This window comes from Photorhabdus sp. RW14-46 (assembly GCF_963887965.1).
Classification (GTDB): domain Bacteria; phylum Pseudomonadota; class Gammaproteobacteria; order Enterobacterales; family Enterobacteriaceae; genus Photorhabdus; species Photorhabdus laumondii.
In genome coordinates this window covers 103,289-119,778 of sequence record NZ_CAWPHH010000003.1, presented here as the reverse complement: position 1 = coordinate 119,778, position 16,490 = coordinate 103,289, and the positions used below count along the sequence as shown (strand labels likewise).

18 protein-coding genes are annotated in these 16,490 nt (G+C 42.7%); 9 read left to right on the top strand and 9 right to left on the bottom strand.

The window, feature by feature from the left end:
• Positions 1 to 95: 95 nt before the first annotated feature.
• Both AACQ38_RS03970 and AACQ38_RS03965 read left to right on the top strand, forming a co-directional pair.
• Complete coding sequence (locus AACQ38_RS03970) at positions 96 to 497, top strand: nuclear transport factor 2 family protein (protein WP_011146237.1); 402 nt, start codon at positions 96 to 98, stop codon at positions 495 to 497.
• 206 nt (positions 498 to 703) lie between these two features.
• The gene (locus AACQ38_RS03965) at positions 704 to 1,168 is read left to right on the top strand and encodes an Rrf2 family transcriptional regulator (protein ID WP_011146238.1); all 465 of its coding nucleotides are present in this window, start codon (positions 704 to 706) and stop codon (positions 1,166 to 1,168) included.
• Positions 1,169 to 1,226: 58 nt separating this feature from the next.
• Here AACQ38_RS03965 and AACQ38_RS03960 read toward each other — a convergent pair whose 3' ends face one another.
• Positions 1,227 to 2,267 carry a LacI family DNA-binding transcriptional regulator gene (locus AACQ38_RS03960; RefSeq protein ID WP_041380049.1) on the bottom strand — a complete coding sequence of 347 codons (1,041 nt, stop codon included), beginning with the start codon at positions 2,265 to 2,267 and terminating at the stop codon, positions 1,227 to 1,229.
• Between the two features lie 297 nt (positions 2,268 to 2,564).
• Between AACQ38_RS03960 and AACQ38_RS03955 the strand changes: the two genes are divergently transcribed.
• From AACQ38_RS03955 to AACQ38_RS03945, 3 genes are read left to right on the top strand one after another with little or no spacing between them, the layout of a single operon-like run.
• Positions 2,565 to 3,008, top strand: coding sequence for a PTS sugar transporter subunit IIA (locus AACQ38_RS03955; protein ID WP_165577464.1), 444 nt, complete (start codon positions 2,565 to 2,567; stop codon positions 3,006 to 3,008).
• A 29-nt stretch (positions 3,009 to 3,037) separates the two neighbouring features.
• A complete protein-coding gene (locus AACQ38_RS03950) occupies positions 3,038 to 3,325 on the top strand; it encodes a PTS sugar transporter subunit IIB (RefSeq protein WP_041380050.1) in 288 nt (95 codons plus the stop codon).
• Between the two features lie 13 nt (positions 3,326 to 3,338).
• A complete protein-coding gene (locus AACQ38_RS03945) occupies positions 3,339 to 4,595 on the top strand; it encodes a PTS ascorbate transporter subunit IIC (RefSeq protein WP_165577463.1) in 1,257 nt (418 codons plus the stop codon).
• A gap of 319 nt (positions 4,596 to 4,914) precedes the next feature.
• Here the strand turns inward: AACQ38_RS03945 and AACQ38_RS03940 are convergent, their stop codons facing one another.
• From AACQ38_RS03940 to AACQ38_RS03910, 8 genes are all read right to left on the bottom strand, one after another.
• Positions 4,915 to 5,610: a helix-turn-helix transcriptional regulator gene (locus AACQ38_RS03940; RefSeq protein WP_011146244.1), complete on the bottom strand. Its 696-nt coding sequence runs from the start codon at positions 5,608 to 5,610 to the stop codon at positions 4,915 to 4,917.
• Between the two features lie 20 nt (positions 5,611 to 5,630).
• Complete coding sequence (locus tag AACQ38_RS03935) at positions 5,631 to 5,825, bottom strand: hypothetical protein (protein ID WP_158538234.1); 195 nt, start codon at positions 5,823 to 5,825, stop codon at positions 5,631 to 5,633.
• A complete protein-coding gene (locus tag AACQ38_RS03930; RefSeq protein WP_324251498.1) occupies positions 5,791 to 6,036 on the bottom strand; it encodes a helix-turn-helix transcriptional regulator in 246 nt (81 codons plus the stop codon). Before AACQ38_RS03930 ends, AACQ38_RS03935 begins: the two co-directional genes overlap by 35 nt.
• 242 nt (positions 6,037 to 6,278) lie before the next feature.
• Entirely contained in the window at positions 6,279 to 6,461 is a 183-nt protein-coding gene (locus AACQ38_RS24010) for a hypothetical protein (RefSeq protein ID WP_324251497.1), read from the bottom strand.
• 19 nt (positions 6,462 to 6,480) lie between these two features.
• Positions 6,481 to 6,615, bottom strand: coding sequence for a hypothetical protein (locus AACQ38_RS03925; protein WP_255563012.1), 135 nt, complete (start codon positions 6,613 to 6,615; stop codon positions 6,481 to 6,483).
• Between the two features lie 719 nt (positions 6,616 to 7,334).
• A complete protein-coding gene (locus AACQ38_RS03920; RefSeq protein WP_011146246.1) occupies positions 7,335 to 8,114 on the bottom strand; it encodes a MurR/RpiR family transcriptional regulator in 780 nt (259 codons plus the stop codon).
• Between the two features lie 256 nt (positions 8,115 to 8,370).
• Complete coding sequence (locus tag AACQ38_RS03915) at positions 8,371 to 9,729, bottom strand: 6-phospho-alpha-glucosidase (RefSeq protein WP_058589330.1); 1,359 nt, start codon at positions 9,727 to 9,729, stop codon at positions 8,371 to 8,373.
• Between the two features lie 13 nt (positions 9,730 to 9,742).
• On the bottom strand, positions 9,743 to 11,284 hold the full coding sequence (locus tag AACQ38_RS03910) for a PTS transporter subunit EIIC (protein WP_165577462.1): 1,542 nt from the start codon (positions 11,282 to 11,284) through the stop codon (positions 9,743 to 9,745).
• A 430-nt stretch (positions 11,285 to 11,714) separates the two neighbouring features.
• On the opposite strand from AACQ38_RS03910, the gene AACQ38_RS03905 reads away from it, so the two are divergent.
• The 4 genes from AACQ38_RS03905 to fruA all read left to right on the top strand — a co-directional run bounded on the left by AACQ38_RS03905 (position 11,715) and on the right by fruA (position 16,345).
• On the top strand, positions 11,715 to 11,885 hold the full coding sequence (locus AACQ38_RS03905) for a hypothetical protein (protein ID WP_207631779.1): 171 nt from the start codon (positions 11,715 to 11,717) through the stop codon (positions 11,883 to 11,885).
• Between the two features lie 375 nt (positions 11,886 to 12,260).
• Positions 12,261 to 12,881 carry a tyrosine-type DNA invertase gene (locus AACQ38_RS03900; protein WP_011146249.1) on the top strand — a complete coding sequence of 207 codons (621 nt, stop codon included), beginning with the start codon at positions 12,261 to 12,263 and terminating at the stop codon, positions 12,879 to 12,881.
• Between the two features lie 471 nt (positions 12,882 to 13,352).
• Positions 13,353 to 14,480: a fused PTS fructose transporter subunit IIA/HPr protein gene (gene fruB, locus AACQ38_RS03895; RefSeq protein ID WP_109791500.1), complete on the top strand. Its 1,128-nt coding sequence runs from the start codon at positions 13,353 to 13,355 to the stop codon at positions 14,478 to 14,480.
• Positions 14,481 to 14,677: 197 nt separating this feature from the next.
• A complete protein-coding gene (gene fruA, locus AACQ38_RS03890; protein ID WP_058589328.1) occupies positions 14,678 to 16,345 on the top strand; it encodes a PTS fructose transporter subunit IIBC in 1,668 nt (555 codons plus the stop codon).
• The last annotated feature ends 145 nt before the right edge of the window (positions 16,346 to 16,490 follow it).

Below are 16,490 nucleotides of genomic sequence, written 5' to 3'. Positions count from 1 at the left end.
GGTGCTTTTTGGTTGAACGTCCCAAGATATCCGGCCGGCTCATTTTATAAGAGCCGGCCATATTTCATTGCAGGATAATTTGAAGGAGAATGATAATGTCAGATTCATTAAATGTATCTATTGTTCGTCGCTTTTATGACTCTACGGGTGATATTGATGTTCTTCGCCAGATTATGGCGAGTGATGTTATTTGGGATGTTACTGAAGGATCTCGGTATGGTGGGGTTTATGAAGGAATTGAAGATATATTGAATAATTTCTTTGTGCCACTTCTTAATGATGTCGATGAATTCGTTGTAGATGGTTCTGAATATTTTGAGTCAAATGATCATGTCATTGTTCTGGGTAATTATTTGGGACGGGTGAAGCGTGGCAAACGATTCATTGCTCGTTTCGTTCATATATGGACAGTGCGGGATGGGCAGCTAGTTAAATTACAACAAACTGCCGATACGCTTCAAATTGAGCGTGCTCATACCGATTATTCCATTCGGTAATATGGGCTATCATGTTTGTAACATTAACTGAGCCAAACAATAGCATACGGCGGCAAAACGGGAGGAGTAGGAATGTTAATCAGACAAGTTAACATTCTGAATTTTACTTCTTGTTATGTGACGAAATTAGTGACATGCTACGCGGTCTTTTTATTCACGCTCTGCTATTCTTCCATAACATCCTTTAAGGTATACAGGATCCTCTAGTGCCAACATCTACCCGTTTTGCTGTTGCTATCCATATTCTCACCGATATTGCGCTTCACCACGGACAAGCCGTGCGTTCTGAAGATATCGCAAAAAGCGTGAATACTAATCCGACGGTTGTTCGCCGGCTCTTAGGTGCCCTTGCGGAGGCTGGTCTGACTTATTCACAAATGGGGCAAGGAGGCGGAGCGTTACTCGCCCGGCCGTCGAATCAAATCTCATTATTAGATATTTATCGCGCAGTTGAAGATCCTCTGTACTTTACGTTGCACCGTTCTAAACCTAATCCCAAGTGTTATATTGGGCACAATATCACCCCAGTATTAGAAGATGAATTCTCGCGTGTTACTTGTGTGCTAGAAACCGCTTTAGCTGAAACGACGGTGGCTGACATAGTCAATAGGGTTGAGGATTGCGCGGGCTTTCCTTTCGCGCCACATGATCTCAGTCAGCAGATAAAATAGTTACCACAGTTAGCGGCTTTAATGGCGATTGATGTCTCATCATGGCGTTATCATTTTGCTAAGCGCTTTGTCTAGGCTCGAACTTATATGAAAATAGGTGATATCGGTTGTTTTGATGTTTTGTTTCATCTTCACCTTGTTGAGTGAGCAGTTTTATCAGTAATTTTCCGGTGTCCCTGCCTATTTGGGGATAATTAATGCGAATTGATGTCAGTGTTGGCTGTGTGTGGTCACAGTTATCTGAACCATCCAGACAAGCAACAGCCAAATCAGCGGGTATTTTAAGTAGACGCCGCTGGCATTCAAACATGACACCTAGGGCAATCACTTCATGACTGCAAATCACACCTTCCAGTTCAGGTTGACGTAATAACATTTCAGTAATTGCCTGGCGACCAAATTGCATGCTAGCAGTATCCGAGGTAGTGATATTTTGGTCAGCATTCTGATAGTGATGCAGCATGGCTTTATGCCAGCCATTAATCTGCTGATTGCGTAAACGGCTATCCATTTGGGCACCAATATAACCGATATGCTTGCGGCCATTATTCAACATATGCTCAGTCAACATATAGGCAGCCGCGGAAAAATCGGTTTCTATATTAATTGCCGTCTGCTGTTGATGAGAGCCAGCAACATTAATAATGGGAATATTGATATGAGAAATATTGCTGTAGGTTTTATCTGCCAGTTGTGAACTGAAAATCACCAGTGCTGCGGCATTGCTTTGCAGTAATGTCATGATAATTTCAGCTTCTTTATTATGGTCATATTCATGACATCCAAGCAAAACTTGAAAGGCGTGTTTATTCAGCACTTGTTGCAGTGATTGTATAAACGTAGCACTAGCTTTATCTGTCAGTGAGGGCACAAGTACCGCGATAATATTACTTTGGCCCGAAGCAAGTACGCCAGCAGCGCCATTTGGGATATATCCCAATTCTTGTATAGCTTGTTCAATTTTTTCTCGTAATTTATCCGATACCATTTCTGGTGTTCTCAATGCGCGTGAAACTGTCATTGAACCGACACCGGCATACTTAGCAACATCTTGTAATGTTACTCGCCCTGTATTACGGCGTTTTCGTGTCTTTTTCATCAAAATATTTTTCTATTTTTTTAATTAACGGCTATGAATTTGACGATGGGATTCTACCTGATCTCAGGCAAGTCGTGGGAAAAAACCATGATGTACTTGCGCTTGCTGGTGAATTAATCAAATAACAAATGATAGCGCTATCACAATTATGAGCTACGATCATAGATAGCGCTATCATTTGTGACTAATATCACTAGCAGAAGACAGAAGACAGAAGACAGAAGACAGAAGACAGAGGACGGAAGATAGAGGACAGAGGACAGGTAGAGCGGAGTGAGATTTTAATTAGGGGGATCGATGCTAAAGACGTTACTCACCCAAGATGTGATCCAAGTGATACCGGATGTTAAAAATTGGCGCGAAGCGATCGCGATTGCTTGTCAGCCTTTGGTGGAAAATGGTGCCATTTCTGCTTGTTATATTGATGCTATTTATCATTCGCATGAGGTAATTGGTCCCTATTATGTTGTTGGGCCGGGAATGGCTATGCCACATGCCAGACCGGAACAAGGGGTCAATAAATTAGCTTTAGCATTAACTGTGATTAGCAAAGGAGTGGAGTTTGGTTCTGAGGAAAATGATCCGATCAAATTGTTGATTGTTTTAGCAGCAACTGACAGCAATAGTCATATTGAAGTGATCGCTCAGCTCGCTGAGTTGTTTGATAATCAACAGGATGTCGCATTGCTGATGAGTGCCAAAAGTAAAGAAGAGATGCTTGCCGTGATTAGCCAGTATTAAGTCGCTATTTTTTGCTATGGGGAAACAGTATGAAAATTACCGTCGTTTGCGGACATGGGTTAGGTACCAGTTTGATGATGGAAATGAGCATCAAAAATATTCTGAAAGAGATGGGAGTAGAGGCCAGTGTTGATCACATCGATTTGGGATCAGCAAAAGCAACTCAAAGCGACATTTTTGTCGGTACTAAAGATATTGCAGAACAACTGGTTATTCAGGCAGTCGATGGCAAAATTGTTGCGCTGGACAATATGGTGGATAAATCGGCAATGAAAGTACGTCTGTCCGTGGCATTAGTTGAACTTGGTGCACTGTAACCGGGAGGTTGTCATGGAATTTTTTCATTTTCTGATGAGTGATGTTCTGTCAGAACCTGCGATTTTGGTGGGGTTTATCGCGCTTGTTGGTTTGATCGTGCAAAGGAAACCGGTGACTGAATGTATCAAAGGTACCATAAAAACCATTATGGGGTTTTTGATCTTGGGGGCGGGGGCTGGGTTAGTCGTCTCGTCACTGGGGGGGGTTGCTGAAATTTTCCAACACGCTTTTGGTATTCAGGGAGTCGTACCAAACAACGAAGCAATTGTTTCTATTGCGCAAAAGAGTTTTGGTAAAGAAATGGCAATGATCATGTTCTTTGCTATGGTGATTAATATCCTGATTGCACGTTTTACCCCGTGGAAATTTATCTTTCTGACCGGGCACCACACATTATTTATGTCCATGATGGTCGCGGTGATTCTGGCAACCGCCGGGATCAAGGGTTCGATGCTAGTGGCTATTGGTTCTGTGGTTGTTGGCGTTGCGATGGTTTTTTTCCCGGCGATTGCCCATCCATATATGAAGAAAGTGACAGGTTCTGACGACGTTGCGATTGGGCATTTTTCCTCGCTTTCCTATGTGCTCTCTGGCTTTATTGGCAGCAAACTAGGCAATAAGGCTCACTCAACCGAAGAGATGAATGTTCCGAAAAGTTTGCTGTTTCTGCGTGATACACCGGTTGCTATCTCTTTTACGATGGCGATTATTTTCATGATCAGTTGCTTATTCGCTGGCGGTGATTTTGTGAGAGAAGTCAGTGGTGGGAAAAATGGATTTATGTTCTCGCTAATGCAATCTATTACCTTTGCCGCAGGTGTATACATTATTCTGCAAGGTGTGAGAATGGTCATTGCAGAAATCGTTCCCGCGTTTAAAGGAATTTCTGACAAACTGGTCCCAAATGCTAAACCTGCATTAGATTGCCCGGTTGTCTTTCCTTACGCACCTAATGCAGTATTGGTAGGATTCTTGAGCAGTTTTGTGGCGGGCGTTATCGGTATGTTTGTACTGTATGCACTCGGTATGACGGTCATTATTCCCGGCGTTGTGCCGCACTTTTTTGTTGGTGCGGCGGCCGGGGTTTTTGGTAATGCGACAGGGGGGCGTAGAGGCGCTATTCTCGGGGCTTTTGCTCAGGGCTTTCTGATCACCTTCTTACCCGTATTTCTGTTACCCGTTTTGGGGGATATCGGGATTGCTAACACGACATTCAGTGATGCTGACTTTGGCGCATTGGGCATCCTGTTAGGTATTATTGTTCGTTGATTGTAGCGTATCTGGATCTTGGAATGGAAACAGGGTTATAAGCCCCCTGTTTCTTGGCAAGATGTTGATGTAAACCATTCGACCATGATAAAGCACCTGTCAGTGCTCATGGGAATCTCTTGGTTTCATCGTTTTTTATATAAAGTCTTCAACAGAAATAGAAAAGTAAATTTTCAAAAAAATGATTATTTAGTCACGTTTTTAGCCCTTTATTTTGATTTATCAAATTGTTATCCGTATATCAGTTAGAGGGAATTTAAGTAAAATTCAGGTTAATTAAACAGGTCAGAGAGAAATATGTAATAATGAAATCGATTATTTATAGCAAAATATGGCCTATAGATTGAAGGTATTGGGGGGGAATATAAAGATCATAACTATTCTCTTTGCAAAGTGTTCTTAACTCAATTGCTGAGCTAACTGATAGTTTCTCATAGATACTTTCGAAATACTTTTCCACAGTACGATATGAAATTTTCATTTCGTCAGCGATATATCTATTACTAACGCCACGGCAGAATAAAAAAATGATTATCCATTCCTTCTCTTTTAATATATTGTTAGGTTTTTGAAATCGAATTGATATAGGGATATTGTTCTCCATATAATGAGATACAGTAAAGTTATGTATTTCTCTTGCGTGAGCAATTATGCCAATACACTGTTTATTTTCATCCATTAACGGATATTTATCACAGAAATAGGATGTGGCTTGTTCATTTTTTGCTTGAGGGTAAGTGCTAAGAGATGATATTCGTTGCATACCCTGTAACACCTTATGATCATGCTCCTCAAAAAGATGAGAGAATTGACTAACTGGCGAAGGTAATTCTTTATCGGTATACCCAATAATATCAATATTTTCAGGTAGCTTATTAGCTTTAATAAACATTTTATTCGCATAAATAAAGCGGAACTCCTTATCTTTTACAAACCATGGTTCTGAGCTTTTATCCCACATATTAGTTAATTGAGGAGTAATAAAAGGGGCTTTTTTACATCCTGATTGACTCATATTTGACCTTTATAACATTATTACCTTATATACCCGTTATCTTTCAAGTTGCCTCTTTGTTGGCTGTACTCTCTCACCCCGGTCACATAGTTATCTATGCTCCCGGGGATTCGTTCCCTTGCCGTCGCGATGCATCTCGAAATCCATAGGGTATAAAAAATTTGAATAAATAGACGATATTTATAAGTAAGACAATAAGAACCTTTTTGGCGCATAGAGATCAAAACTATTTAGTCGGCAATATTCCTCCAGTTGTGAGTCTGAGTTAACTTTCAATTTATTATAAATCTTTCTTATATATTCCTCTATGGTTTTATCTGAAATTTTGAGTAATTGACAGATTTGTGTCCTATTGTATTTTTGTAGAAAAAGAAAGACAACTTCCCATTCCTGTTCAGTCAAGAGATGAGTCGGCGATTGAAACATAATAGAAGGAGGTAGTTTACTGTGAAATAGCCGAGTCAGTGAATTATCCTGAACTTTCCAGGCATGGAAAAGAATACCGATGCATTCACCTTTATCATCATCGAGTGGAAATTTTTCTTGGAAATAAGATGATAAAACTTTATCTTGTCCAAATACATGTGTCTCTAATGATAAAATACTTTCTCTATTTTTTATTACCTGCAAATCATGTGTAATAAAATCTTTGGCAAATTCATTGCCCTCTAGGGAATATCACTATCATATTTACCTTCATAATCATAGTTGGCATTTATATTTTGGAGTTTAATTAATGCATCATTACCATAGAGGAAACAGGAAGATTTATCTTTTACTCCCCACGGTTCATTGCTTGCTGCCAATGTGTTGATTATTTGTAACGAGGTAGTTGAGTTTTTTCTAGTCATATTTGTGTAATATTTTGATTTAGGAAAATATAATACTTTCTTGTGGCAAAAATTTTTCTGGTGTGTCGCGCGCGATCAACATCGTTAAGGCAACAATATACCCGTCATCTTTCAAGTTGCCTCTTTGTTGGCTGCACTCGTTCACCCCGGTCACATAGTTTGCTATGCTCCCGGGGATTCACTCCTTTGCCGCCGTGATGCATCTTGAAATCAATAGGGTATATTCTTTTTGTTTTTGGCCGATGTATTTTTGTAAAACACAGACAGGTTAGAGAAAAATCTTTTGCTTTATTGGTATCAAAGAGAGTATTAATACAACTTCCTGAATCTTCATATTTTGCAATAGGCAAGGGTAACTCACTTGCTGAAAATTCGATAATATCAGAATTTTCAGATAAGTTGAGTCGTTGGCAAAAAAACGGATTTGCATAGATAAATGTTGACCGGCAATGTTTAGTTTCCCAAAGATCATGACTATTTTCCCACATGTAAACTAATTGCGGAGTGATATTATTTTGTTTGTTTTTTATATTTAACATGGCAACTCCTTAATGAGTCTTTAAATCATTATCTGAAACGTTTTTTTAATGATTACACTTAAAATAACCTGATTATATAAGAGATTGCAATAATTAATTCGTAGAGAAATAAAATTTATCGATTTTTACACATATCTGTTAATTAAATGGCTTATTATTCTATGTAAAAAAATACCTCTATGTAAAAAAACATAAGCATTAATATTGTTTAGTTCTGAAATTATTTAAATCGTCTTTATACAGGTTTGATTTAATCCTTAACATCTCTTTCTCTGTTTTTATTTTCCTTTTCTTTGTCTGTCGAGATCATGTTGTATGGCTTGTACTCAATGAATTAAGACGTTGCTTGTAATAATAGTAAATCAATGAGCATGATCAGATTAGACTCGAATGAAGTTATTTCGTTGATTTCTGCATCGAAATAAATTGCCTCGTCATACAGTGCAAAGTGCACATCAGCCAGTGAAGCTAATGGATTAGCAGATGAGCGGGTAAATGCAATGACTGTCATACCAACATTATGAGCAATGCGTACTTTATCCAATACTTGTTCTGTCTGGCCGCTGCGAGAGATAGCAATAAAAACTTCATATTTCACCGCATTACTTAGGAAAATCTTACGGCTATCTCCTGGGCCGGATTTAAAAGCAGTTTTCCCTAATATTTGCAATTTTTGCGTCAAGTAATCGGCAAATAGTCTGGAGAAACCGGCACTATAGAGAAAAAAATTCTCTTTCTCACGTAGCAGAGTGCTAAAGCGTGACATTTTTTCTGGTGTAATTAAAGAGAAAGTTTTACGGTAATTAGTCACGAAGTGTTCAAATGCATCAGGAATTATCTCAGTATGATGGGGCTGAATATTCCCGGAAATAGACGTTCCACTGGACAGTAATTGTTTACAGTACCAAATAAATTCACTATAGCCACTGAACCCCAGTTTCTGACATAAACGCATAATAGTGGCGGGAGAAATGAACGTAGCTTTTGCCAGCTCACGTACTGTAATTTGCCCAATTAACAATGGATGCGCGGTTAAATAGGATAATACGCGGTATTCCGCGCGAGTTATTCTTTCGCTGTGCTGTAATAAGGGTGCTAATCGATTATCCGTCATCTTTCAAGTTGCCTCTTTGTTGGCTGCACTCGCTCACCCCGGTTACATCGTTATCTATGCTCCCGCTCCCGGGGATTCACTCCCTTGCCGCCGCGATGCATCTTGAAACCCATAGGGTATATGTTCGGCTGTTCGGTAATTGAATTGTGGTGAATTTTCTTAATCTCCTCAAGATAGTGATTGTCGGATAGTGAGCCGGCTCGCATAAAAATCTGCTTTACTATGTAAGAAAGGCAGATTATAGGTTAAATATGGGTTAAATTGCTTCACCTTGGTGCCAGGCTGGATTAAGCGTAGGCCAATAACCCTGGTTGGCTTCGATCATTTCATCCAGAATCGCTTTGGCTTGTTGCATGGTAGGGACGGTACGATTCAGCGTGAATGCTTGCAGCACTTTCTCATAGCTACCTTCTAATGCCGCTTCCACTAACAACTGTTCTGAAGCCAGTTGTTGCGCTAGCAGCGCTTGATGGAACAGTGGTACGTTCCCTATACATACCGGTTCAGGGCCTTGAGCGGTAATGTATGCAGGTACTTCCACCATTGCATCATAAGGTAAGTTAGCGATAGCGCCTCTGTTTTCGGTAATGACCAAATGGCGTTGGCGCAAATCAAAAGCCAGTGAACATGCTACATCAACAATAAAAGCGCCATGTACCCCTACATGGAAAGCGTCGGGTAAAATTCCTGTATGTTTAAACTCAGCCGCTGCTTTAAACAACTTTTTTTCGCGCCCGTCCATCACTTCATTGGCACGGGTATAGTCAGGATTTTGGTGCTCAACAATATGGTTTGGCATCAGATAGTATTGCAAATAGGGGTTAGGCACATAATCAGGAAAATGGTCCATGAGCGGCTTGATATTACGCCAGGTTTTAACCCATGACGGATCGGCATGTTGCGGATCTGTCTGTGCGGCATTAGCAGTCAGTAAACCATGCTGAGCGATATGGCGACGCAATTCAGGCAAATGATCTTTTCCGTTCACCCATACCTTGGTAAACCAGCCGAAATGGTTCAGACCAAAGTAATCGACAGTCATATCGTGGCGATCTACGTCTAAAATTGCTGCCATGTTGCGCATAGCGGCCACTGGCATATCACAGATATTGAGTACGCTAGCGTGTGGACGTAGACGGCGTATTCCTTCAGCAACGATAGAGGCAGGGTTGGAGTAATTTACGATCCAAGCGTTGTCTGCGTAGCGCTCCACTAAATCGATCAGTTTCACCATTGGCATAATAGTACGTAGACCATAAGCCAATCCGCCAAGGCCACAGGTTTCCTGACCAATTACGCCGTGGCGTAAGGGGATCTTTTCGTCCTGTTCTCGCATTTTATACTGACCGACGCGTATCTGAGCAAAGACAAAATGGGTACCACTAAAGGCGGTTTTTGCCTCGCTTGTCACGACAAAGCGAATCGTCTGGCTATGTTCGCGTATCACCTTTTCTACTACCGGCGCGATAGTGTTTTGTCGGTGAGTATCGATGTCATACAAACGAATTTCTGCTAGTGGGAAGTCGTTTAGCCGTACCATCAGGCTTTTTACGATACCTGGCGTATAGGTACTACCGCCACCAGCGATAGTTAAAATGAAAGGGGCGTTAGCCATGTTTATGCTCCTGTTAAAGTGCTTCTTCTACGGCTTCACGCGTTTTTTGGACGTGCAGACCATAAATTACCTGAACGTTATTTCCCTGACAGATGACACCTTTTGCGCCGGTTGATTTAAGCCTGTTTTTGTCAATGAGCGTGGTGTCATGTACTGTTATGCGTAGCCGGGTGTAGCAGTTGTCGATAGCGACAATATTTGCTGTACCACCTAACCCACAGATGATTTGTTGTCCTGGTTTGTCATCATTGGCAACTTGATACTGTTGCTTGCTATAGAGGCGTGTTTCCTGATCGTTATTTTCGCGTCCCGGGGTTTTCAGGTCGTAATGTAAAATGAGGAAACGGAATGCGAAGAAATAAATCACCGACATGATTAGCCCTACGGCGATATACATTGGCCAGTTAGATTTTTCGGTACCGAGCGGTAAGTTGTACAGTATGAAGTCGATTATGCCATTAGCGCCGATAGCATGTACGCCGAGTAGATAGAACAGCATAAAACCTAAACCGGTTAGCACGGCATGAACACCAAATAGTAGCGGAGCAACAAACAGGAAAGAAAATTCAAGTGGTTCGGTCACGCCTAACAAAAAAGTGGTCATGGCGGCAGGGATGAGAACAGCTTTTGCTGTACTTTTCTTTTCTGGGCGGGCAGTCACATACATTGCCAGTGCAGCGGCAGTCAGGCCAAACATCTTGCTGATCCCTCGTGCATCCCATACCACGCTGTGACTGAGTTGATGTACAGCCGGGCAGGCCATTTCAGCGAAATAGATATTACGAGCTCCTTGATGTACAGTGCCGCATACCTCTGCAATGCCCCCTAATTCGGTATACAAAAAGGGCGTGTAAACCAGATGATGTAAACCTAAGGGGATCAGAATGCGCTCCAGAAAGCCGTATATAGCGACGCCAAATGCCCCAGACTCATGAATACCATGCGCAAGGGCGCTGATGCTACGTTGCGCATAGGGCCAAATATCACTCATTAAGTAACCCGATATAACGGCCAGAGGGATCATCAGAATGGCAACAAAACAGTGCCCGGAATAAATTGCCATTACACCATTAAACTGTTTTGACGAATAACGGTTATAGCAATAGCCAGCCAGTGCACCGATCAATATCCCGGCAAAAGCCCCCATTTCCAATACTTGCACACCTAGCACCATTCCTTGACCAACATTGCGCATTTGCGTTTCTGGCACCAATTTTCCTTGTAATGCTAAAGTGACGTGCATGGCGTTGATAAAAATGACGAAAGTAACCAGACCGATCAATGCGGCATAACCTTTATTGCGTTTTGCCAGTCCGATAGGGATTCCAACAGCAAAAATCAACGCCAGATTGCTCAATATTGAAATAGCAGATTGGGCGATCAGTTTGCCAGATTGCTGAATTAACCCGTGGTTTAAAAATGGAAGATATTCTGCAAGGTTACCGTTTCCCAATACATTGCCAAAAGCAATAAACAGCCCGACAATAGGGAGAATTAACACCGGGCCATACAAAGATTTGCCAAGGTTTTGCAATGTGTTAATGATTCTTTTCATTAAATTTTTGTTCCCTGCTATGGATATTATTTAATGACATAAAACTAAAGAGACAGATTAAGAATAACAGCATAGGGAGATAAAATGACACTTACCCGATTGTTTTAAATAACAAATAACGGGAAAAGTAACATGTAACTTTTAAACGTGTGATTATGCTCGCAAACTAATTTTTGTTGTAAATGATTGGCGGAGAAGGGCAATAATGGGTCATAATATTGAGGTTTAAAAAATTTATAAAAGGCATCATTGATGACGATATGGATAAAATCTGGTAGTAGTTTGAAAAGCTGAATATTGTATCTAGCTGATATACCAGATTATTCTGTATAGAGGATCGTCTACCCGTGTTACCAGTTTGTTAGATTTGCTGCCCCGCCGGTTTCTTCTAGCAAAGATATATACCCTATGGATTTCAAGATGTATCGCGATGGCAAGGGAACGGATCCCCGGGAGCATAGATAACTATGTGACTGGGGTGAGTGAGCACAGCCAACAAAGAGGCAACTTGAAGGATAACGGGTATAGAGAGATTAAATGTTTATCGGAAGCTGGAAGCCGGAAAACATTGCTGCATCAACATCCTTCCTTAGTGATTTGAACCAGACATCAATCTGACGGACACGTCCTTTTGTTAAAATGGTTATTGGGCCTATCGCAGCGATTTTTGTTGGTAATTTTAGCCAAAAAGCCTTATTGGGTAGGGATCGGTTAATTGAATCACTATTTTTCTTTTGGCCTTGTGATGGTAAGAATAGGGGGAAATTACCGGAGAACAGACATTGAATATCTATCCATTACACAGCTTGAGCATAGATCAAGTACAGAAACAGAGGTTTCATACAGTCATCTGCCGCTATTCTGGCGCAGGTTTAATTACTATGGGGGATTTAGGGTTGGTTCCGGGTCTTAATCAGTTACAGATAACGCAGCGTGTTAAATGCGTTGCAACAAAGAATATTTGGGATAGACCATAATGGGTCAGCGAAGACATCTAACGCAATACGAAGTGGAAAGAATGCTGGAAGTGGCGAAAAAGGGCCCTAATGGGGAGCGCGACTATTGTCTGGTATACATGAGTTTTGTTCATGGCTTACGTGTTAGTGAAGCCAGGTATCTACGGATATCTGATCTGGATTTGGAAGATGGCAGTTTGTATATCCGGCGTTTAAAAGGCGGATTTTCTACTATTCATCCTCTGTTAGGCTATGAAATCCAGGCGATCAGGGAGTGGCTAAAAGTCCGTAAAACCTTCCGAGGGGCAGAAAGTGATTGGTTGTTTCTGTCACGCAGCGGAAACCCACTGACTCGCCAGCGCATTTATCAACTTATTAGTCAATTAGGACGATTGGCTAATATTTCCGTAGGCTCTCATCCGCACATGTTGCGCCATGCCTGTGGTTTTGCACTTGCAGATAGGGGGATAGATACTCGGTTGATACAAGATTATCTTGGGCACAGTAATATTCGCCATACAGTACGCTATACTGCCAGTAATGCAGAGCGTTTCCACGGTGTTTGGGGTGTAAAAAGGAATCGGCACCGAGAATTACACTTTGATTACGTCCCAAATGAAAATCCTTGTCCAACTGAATAAGCGATTCTGATGTATGCGCCTGTTAAGGCGCATACATAAAGACCATCTTAGACCATCTTAGACCATCTTAGACCATCTTAAATAGCGTGACGTTTAATATTCTCATATTGAGAGTTCTTACCATCGCTGTAAAACTAACTCTTCTAAATAAGCGTTTCGGAATGAGTTGACCACTACATTTATAAATGCGGTTAAATCTGTTCCCTCTGTCGATAAAAAAAATGTTTCACAGAACCCTCAAGGTTTACCAAATCTCTTAAACCGGAGATAGACAAAAAACGATGGCTGGAAAAATGTGAGTAATCTCAAAAAATTGCGATTTTATTTCACATAAGTATTGAATGAAAATTAGTCATGTTCCACACTCGTTGAAACGTTTCAGTTTTTTATCTCTTTTTCTTTCTATGGACTTAATGCTTTTTTCTCTGCGTAAACTGAAACGATTCTATTTTTGGTAATAGGGAGAAAATTATGTTCCAGTTGGCTCTGCAAAATATCCATACAGGCGCAATAGCGACCAGTAAAGAGGATGCCATTCGCCAGGTGGCGGCCATGTTAGCCGCGAATGGTAACGTCGGTGATGCCTATGTTGACGGCATGTTGCAACGTGAAAAGCAAATTTCCACCTACCTTGGCAACGGTATCGCCATTCCCCATGGCACGTTAGATACTCGTGATCTGGTCATGAAAACCGATGTACAGGTATTTCACTTCTCACAGGGTGTTGAATGGGATCAAGGCGCGATGTGTTATGTGGTTATTGGTATCGCCGCGCGTTCCGATGAGCATTTGGCACTACTGCGCCAGTTAACACACTTACTGAGTGATGATCGTATTGCAAAACAGCTAAAAACTATTGAGTCAGCACAGGCACTGCATAGCTTGCTAATGGGAGAAGTTCAGCAGCCTGAGTTCAAATTCGATACCAGCTTGATTACGTTAGATGTTAATGCCTGCGATCTGATGACATTACAGGCATTGAATGCCGGGCGGTTACAGCGAGCGGGAGCCGTGGATACGACCTTTGTCAGCAAAGTGATTAACAGTAAGCCACTGGATCTTGGGCAGGGCATTTGGCTCAGTGATAGCCCCGACGGTAACTTAACCAGCGCTGTAGCAGTGAGCCGATTATTCACGCGGGATAACGAGCCGGTGGTGATGTTGCTGACGGTGGCGGTTGCTGACGACCAACCGCTAAGTGTGTTGCACCACCTAAGTAACTTGCTATTAGCACAAAAAGCGGAATGTTTGCTGAAAGCTGATGCGCCGACAGTGCTGGCATTACTGACCAGCGGCGCACTGGCGCAGAGCACCATATCCAGCGGGGAATTTGTCCTGTGCAACGAACATGGCTTACATACTCGCCCAGGTGCTGTGTTGGTCAATGTTATCCGGCAATTTTCCAGTGAAATTACCCTCATCAATCTTGATGGTGCCGGTCAACCGGTAAACGGCCGTAGTCTGATGAAAATCATGACATTGGGCGCTAAAAAAGGCCATCGGCTTCACATTACTGCCAATGGTGATGATGCGCCGCAGGCGATAGCGGCCATTGGTGAAGCGGTGGCCTCCGGTTTGGGCGAGGGGCCGCGAGAGTAGAAATCCTCCATTTGCCGTGATAATGGCGCACGTCGATCTATACCTTATGGATTTCAAGATGCATCGCGACGGCAAGGGAGCGAATCCCCGGGAGCATAGATAACGATGTGACTGGGGTGAGTGAGTGCAGCCAACAAAGAGGCAACTTGAAAGATGACGGGTATACAACCCTTTTAGCTAACAGCAGGAGAAGCATGATGAAAATGCTGCTTATCGTTGATCCTTCACTCGGACTTGCCGGAAGTTATCTGGTGAAAACAATCCTCAGTGCCGCTGCGGCGGAAATCGGGCAGATACTAACAGAAAATCCAGCAGAGGCCGATTTGGTGGTCGTGACCGGCAGTCGCATCCCCACCGATAACACATTGAACGGTAAGCTTGTTTATCTCGGTGACACGGAACAGGCATTGCATGCGCCGAAAAATTTCTTTCAGCAGGCAAAAGCTGACGCCAAGCCGTATCAGATACCGGCAACTGACATCAGTTGTGATACAAAACGGATTGTCGCGGTGACTGCTTGTCCTACAGGGGTAGCGCACACCTTTATGGCCGCTGAGGCCATCGAAACCGAAGCCAAAAAGCGCGGTTGGTGGGTCAAGGTGGAAACGCGTGGTTCAGTAGGTGCGGGTAATGTGATTACGCCGGAAGAGGTAGAAAAAGCGGATCTGGTGCTAGTCGTTGCCGATATTGACGTAGATCTGGCGAAATTTGCCGGAAAACCGATGTACCGCACCTCCACCGGGCTGGCGTTGAAGAAAACAGCGCAAGAATTTGATAGGGCGCTAGCCGAAGCCAAGCTTTTCGAGCCGGAAGGGCAAAAGGTTAAAACTGACCGGAGGGAAGATAATACCGGTATCTATCGTCACTTGTTGACGGGTGTCTCTTACATGTTACCGATGGTGGTGGCGGGTGGCCTGTGCATTGCATTGTCATTTGCTTTTGGCATCACTGCATTTAAAGAATCGGGTACATTGGCGGCGGCGTTAATGCAAATCGGTGGTAGCTCAGCTTTTGCGCTGATGGTCCCTGTACTGGCAGGTTACATTGCTTTCTCGATCGCTGATCGCCCAGGTCTGACACCCGGTTTAATTGGCGGCATGCTGGCAACTAGCACGAACGCGGGATTTATTGGCGGTATTATTGCGGGTTTCCTCGCCGGTTACGTAGCGAAGTTGCTTAACAGCAAAGTGAAATTGCCGCAGAGTATGGCCGCATTGAAACCGATCTTGATCATTCCGCTATTTGCTAGCCTGATCACTGGCCTGATTATGATTTACGTTATTGGTAAACCCGTCGCCGGTATTATGGCGGGGCTAACGTATTGGCTTTCTCACATGGGGACAACCAACGCACTCCTGCTAGGAGCCATTTTGGGCGGGATGATGTGTGCTGATATGGGGGGAGCGATAAACAAAGCTGCCTATGCGTTTGGTGTCGGCTTGCTTAGCTCACAAACCTACGCGCCAATGGCGGCCATTATGGCTGCGGGGATGGTTCCCCCGCTGGCGATGGGAGTGGCAACACTGATTGCCCGGCAGAAGTTTGATAACGTTCAGCGGGAAAGTGGTAAAGCCGCATTGGTGTTAGGACTCTGTTTTATTTCCGAAGGCGCGATTCCCTTTGCTGTCCGTGATCCGATACGTGTGCTCCCATGTTGTATCGTTGGTGGTGCGGTGACGGGAGCGATCTCTATGGCAATAAGTGCGCAATTAATGGCACCGCACGGTGGCCTGTTTGTGCTGTTGATTCCAGGTGCTATCACACCAATACTGGGTTATTTGATGTCGATTATTGTCGGTACTTTGTTGGCAGGATTTATCTATGCACTGCTTAAGCGTCCAGAAACGACCACAACTAAACCATAAAAACAGAAATTATTAATTATCAAACTAAAATCATTGAAATTTCAGAAAATTACCTATTTATTCGTGACCTCATTCGCATTTTTACTATTTTTCGATTGTCATTTGCCTGCTTAAATTGGATATAAATATATTCAAAAAAATGAAG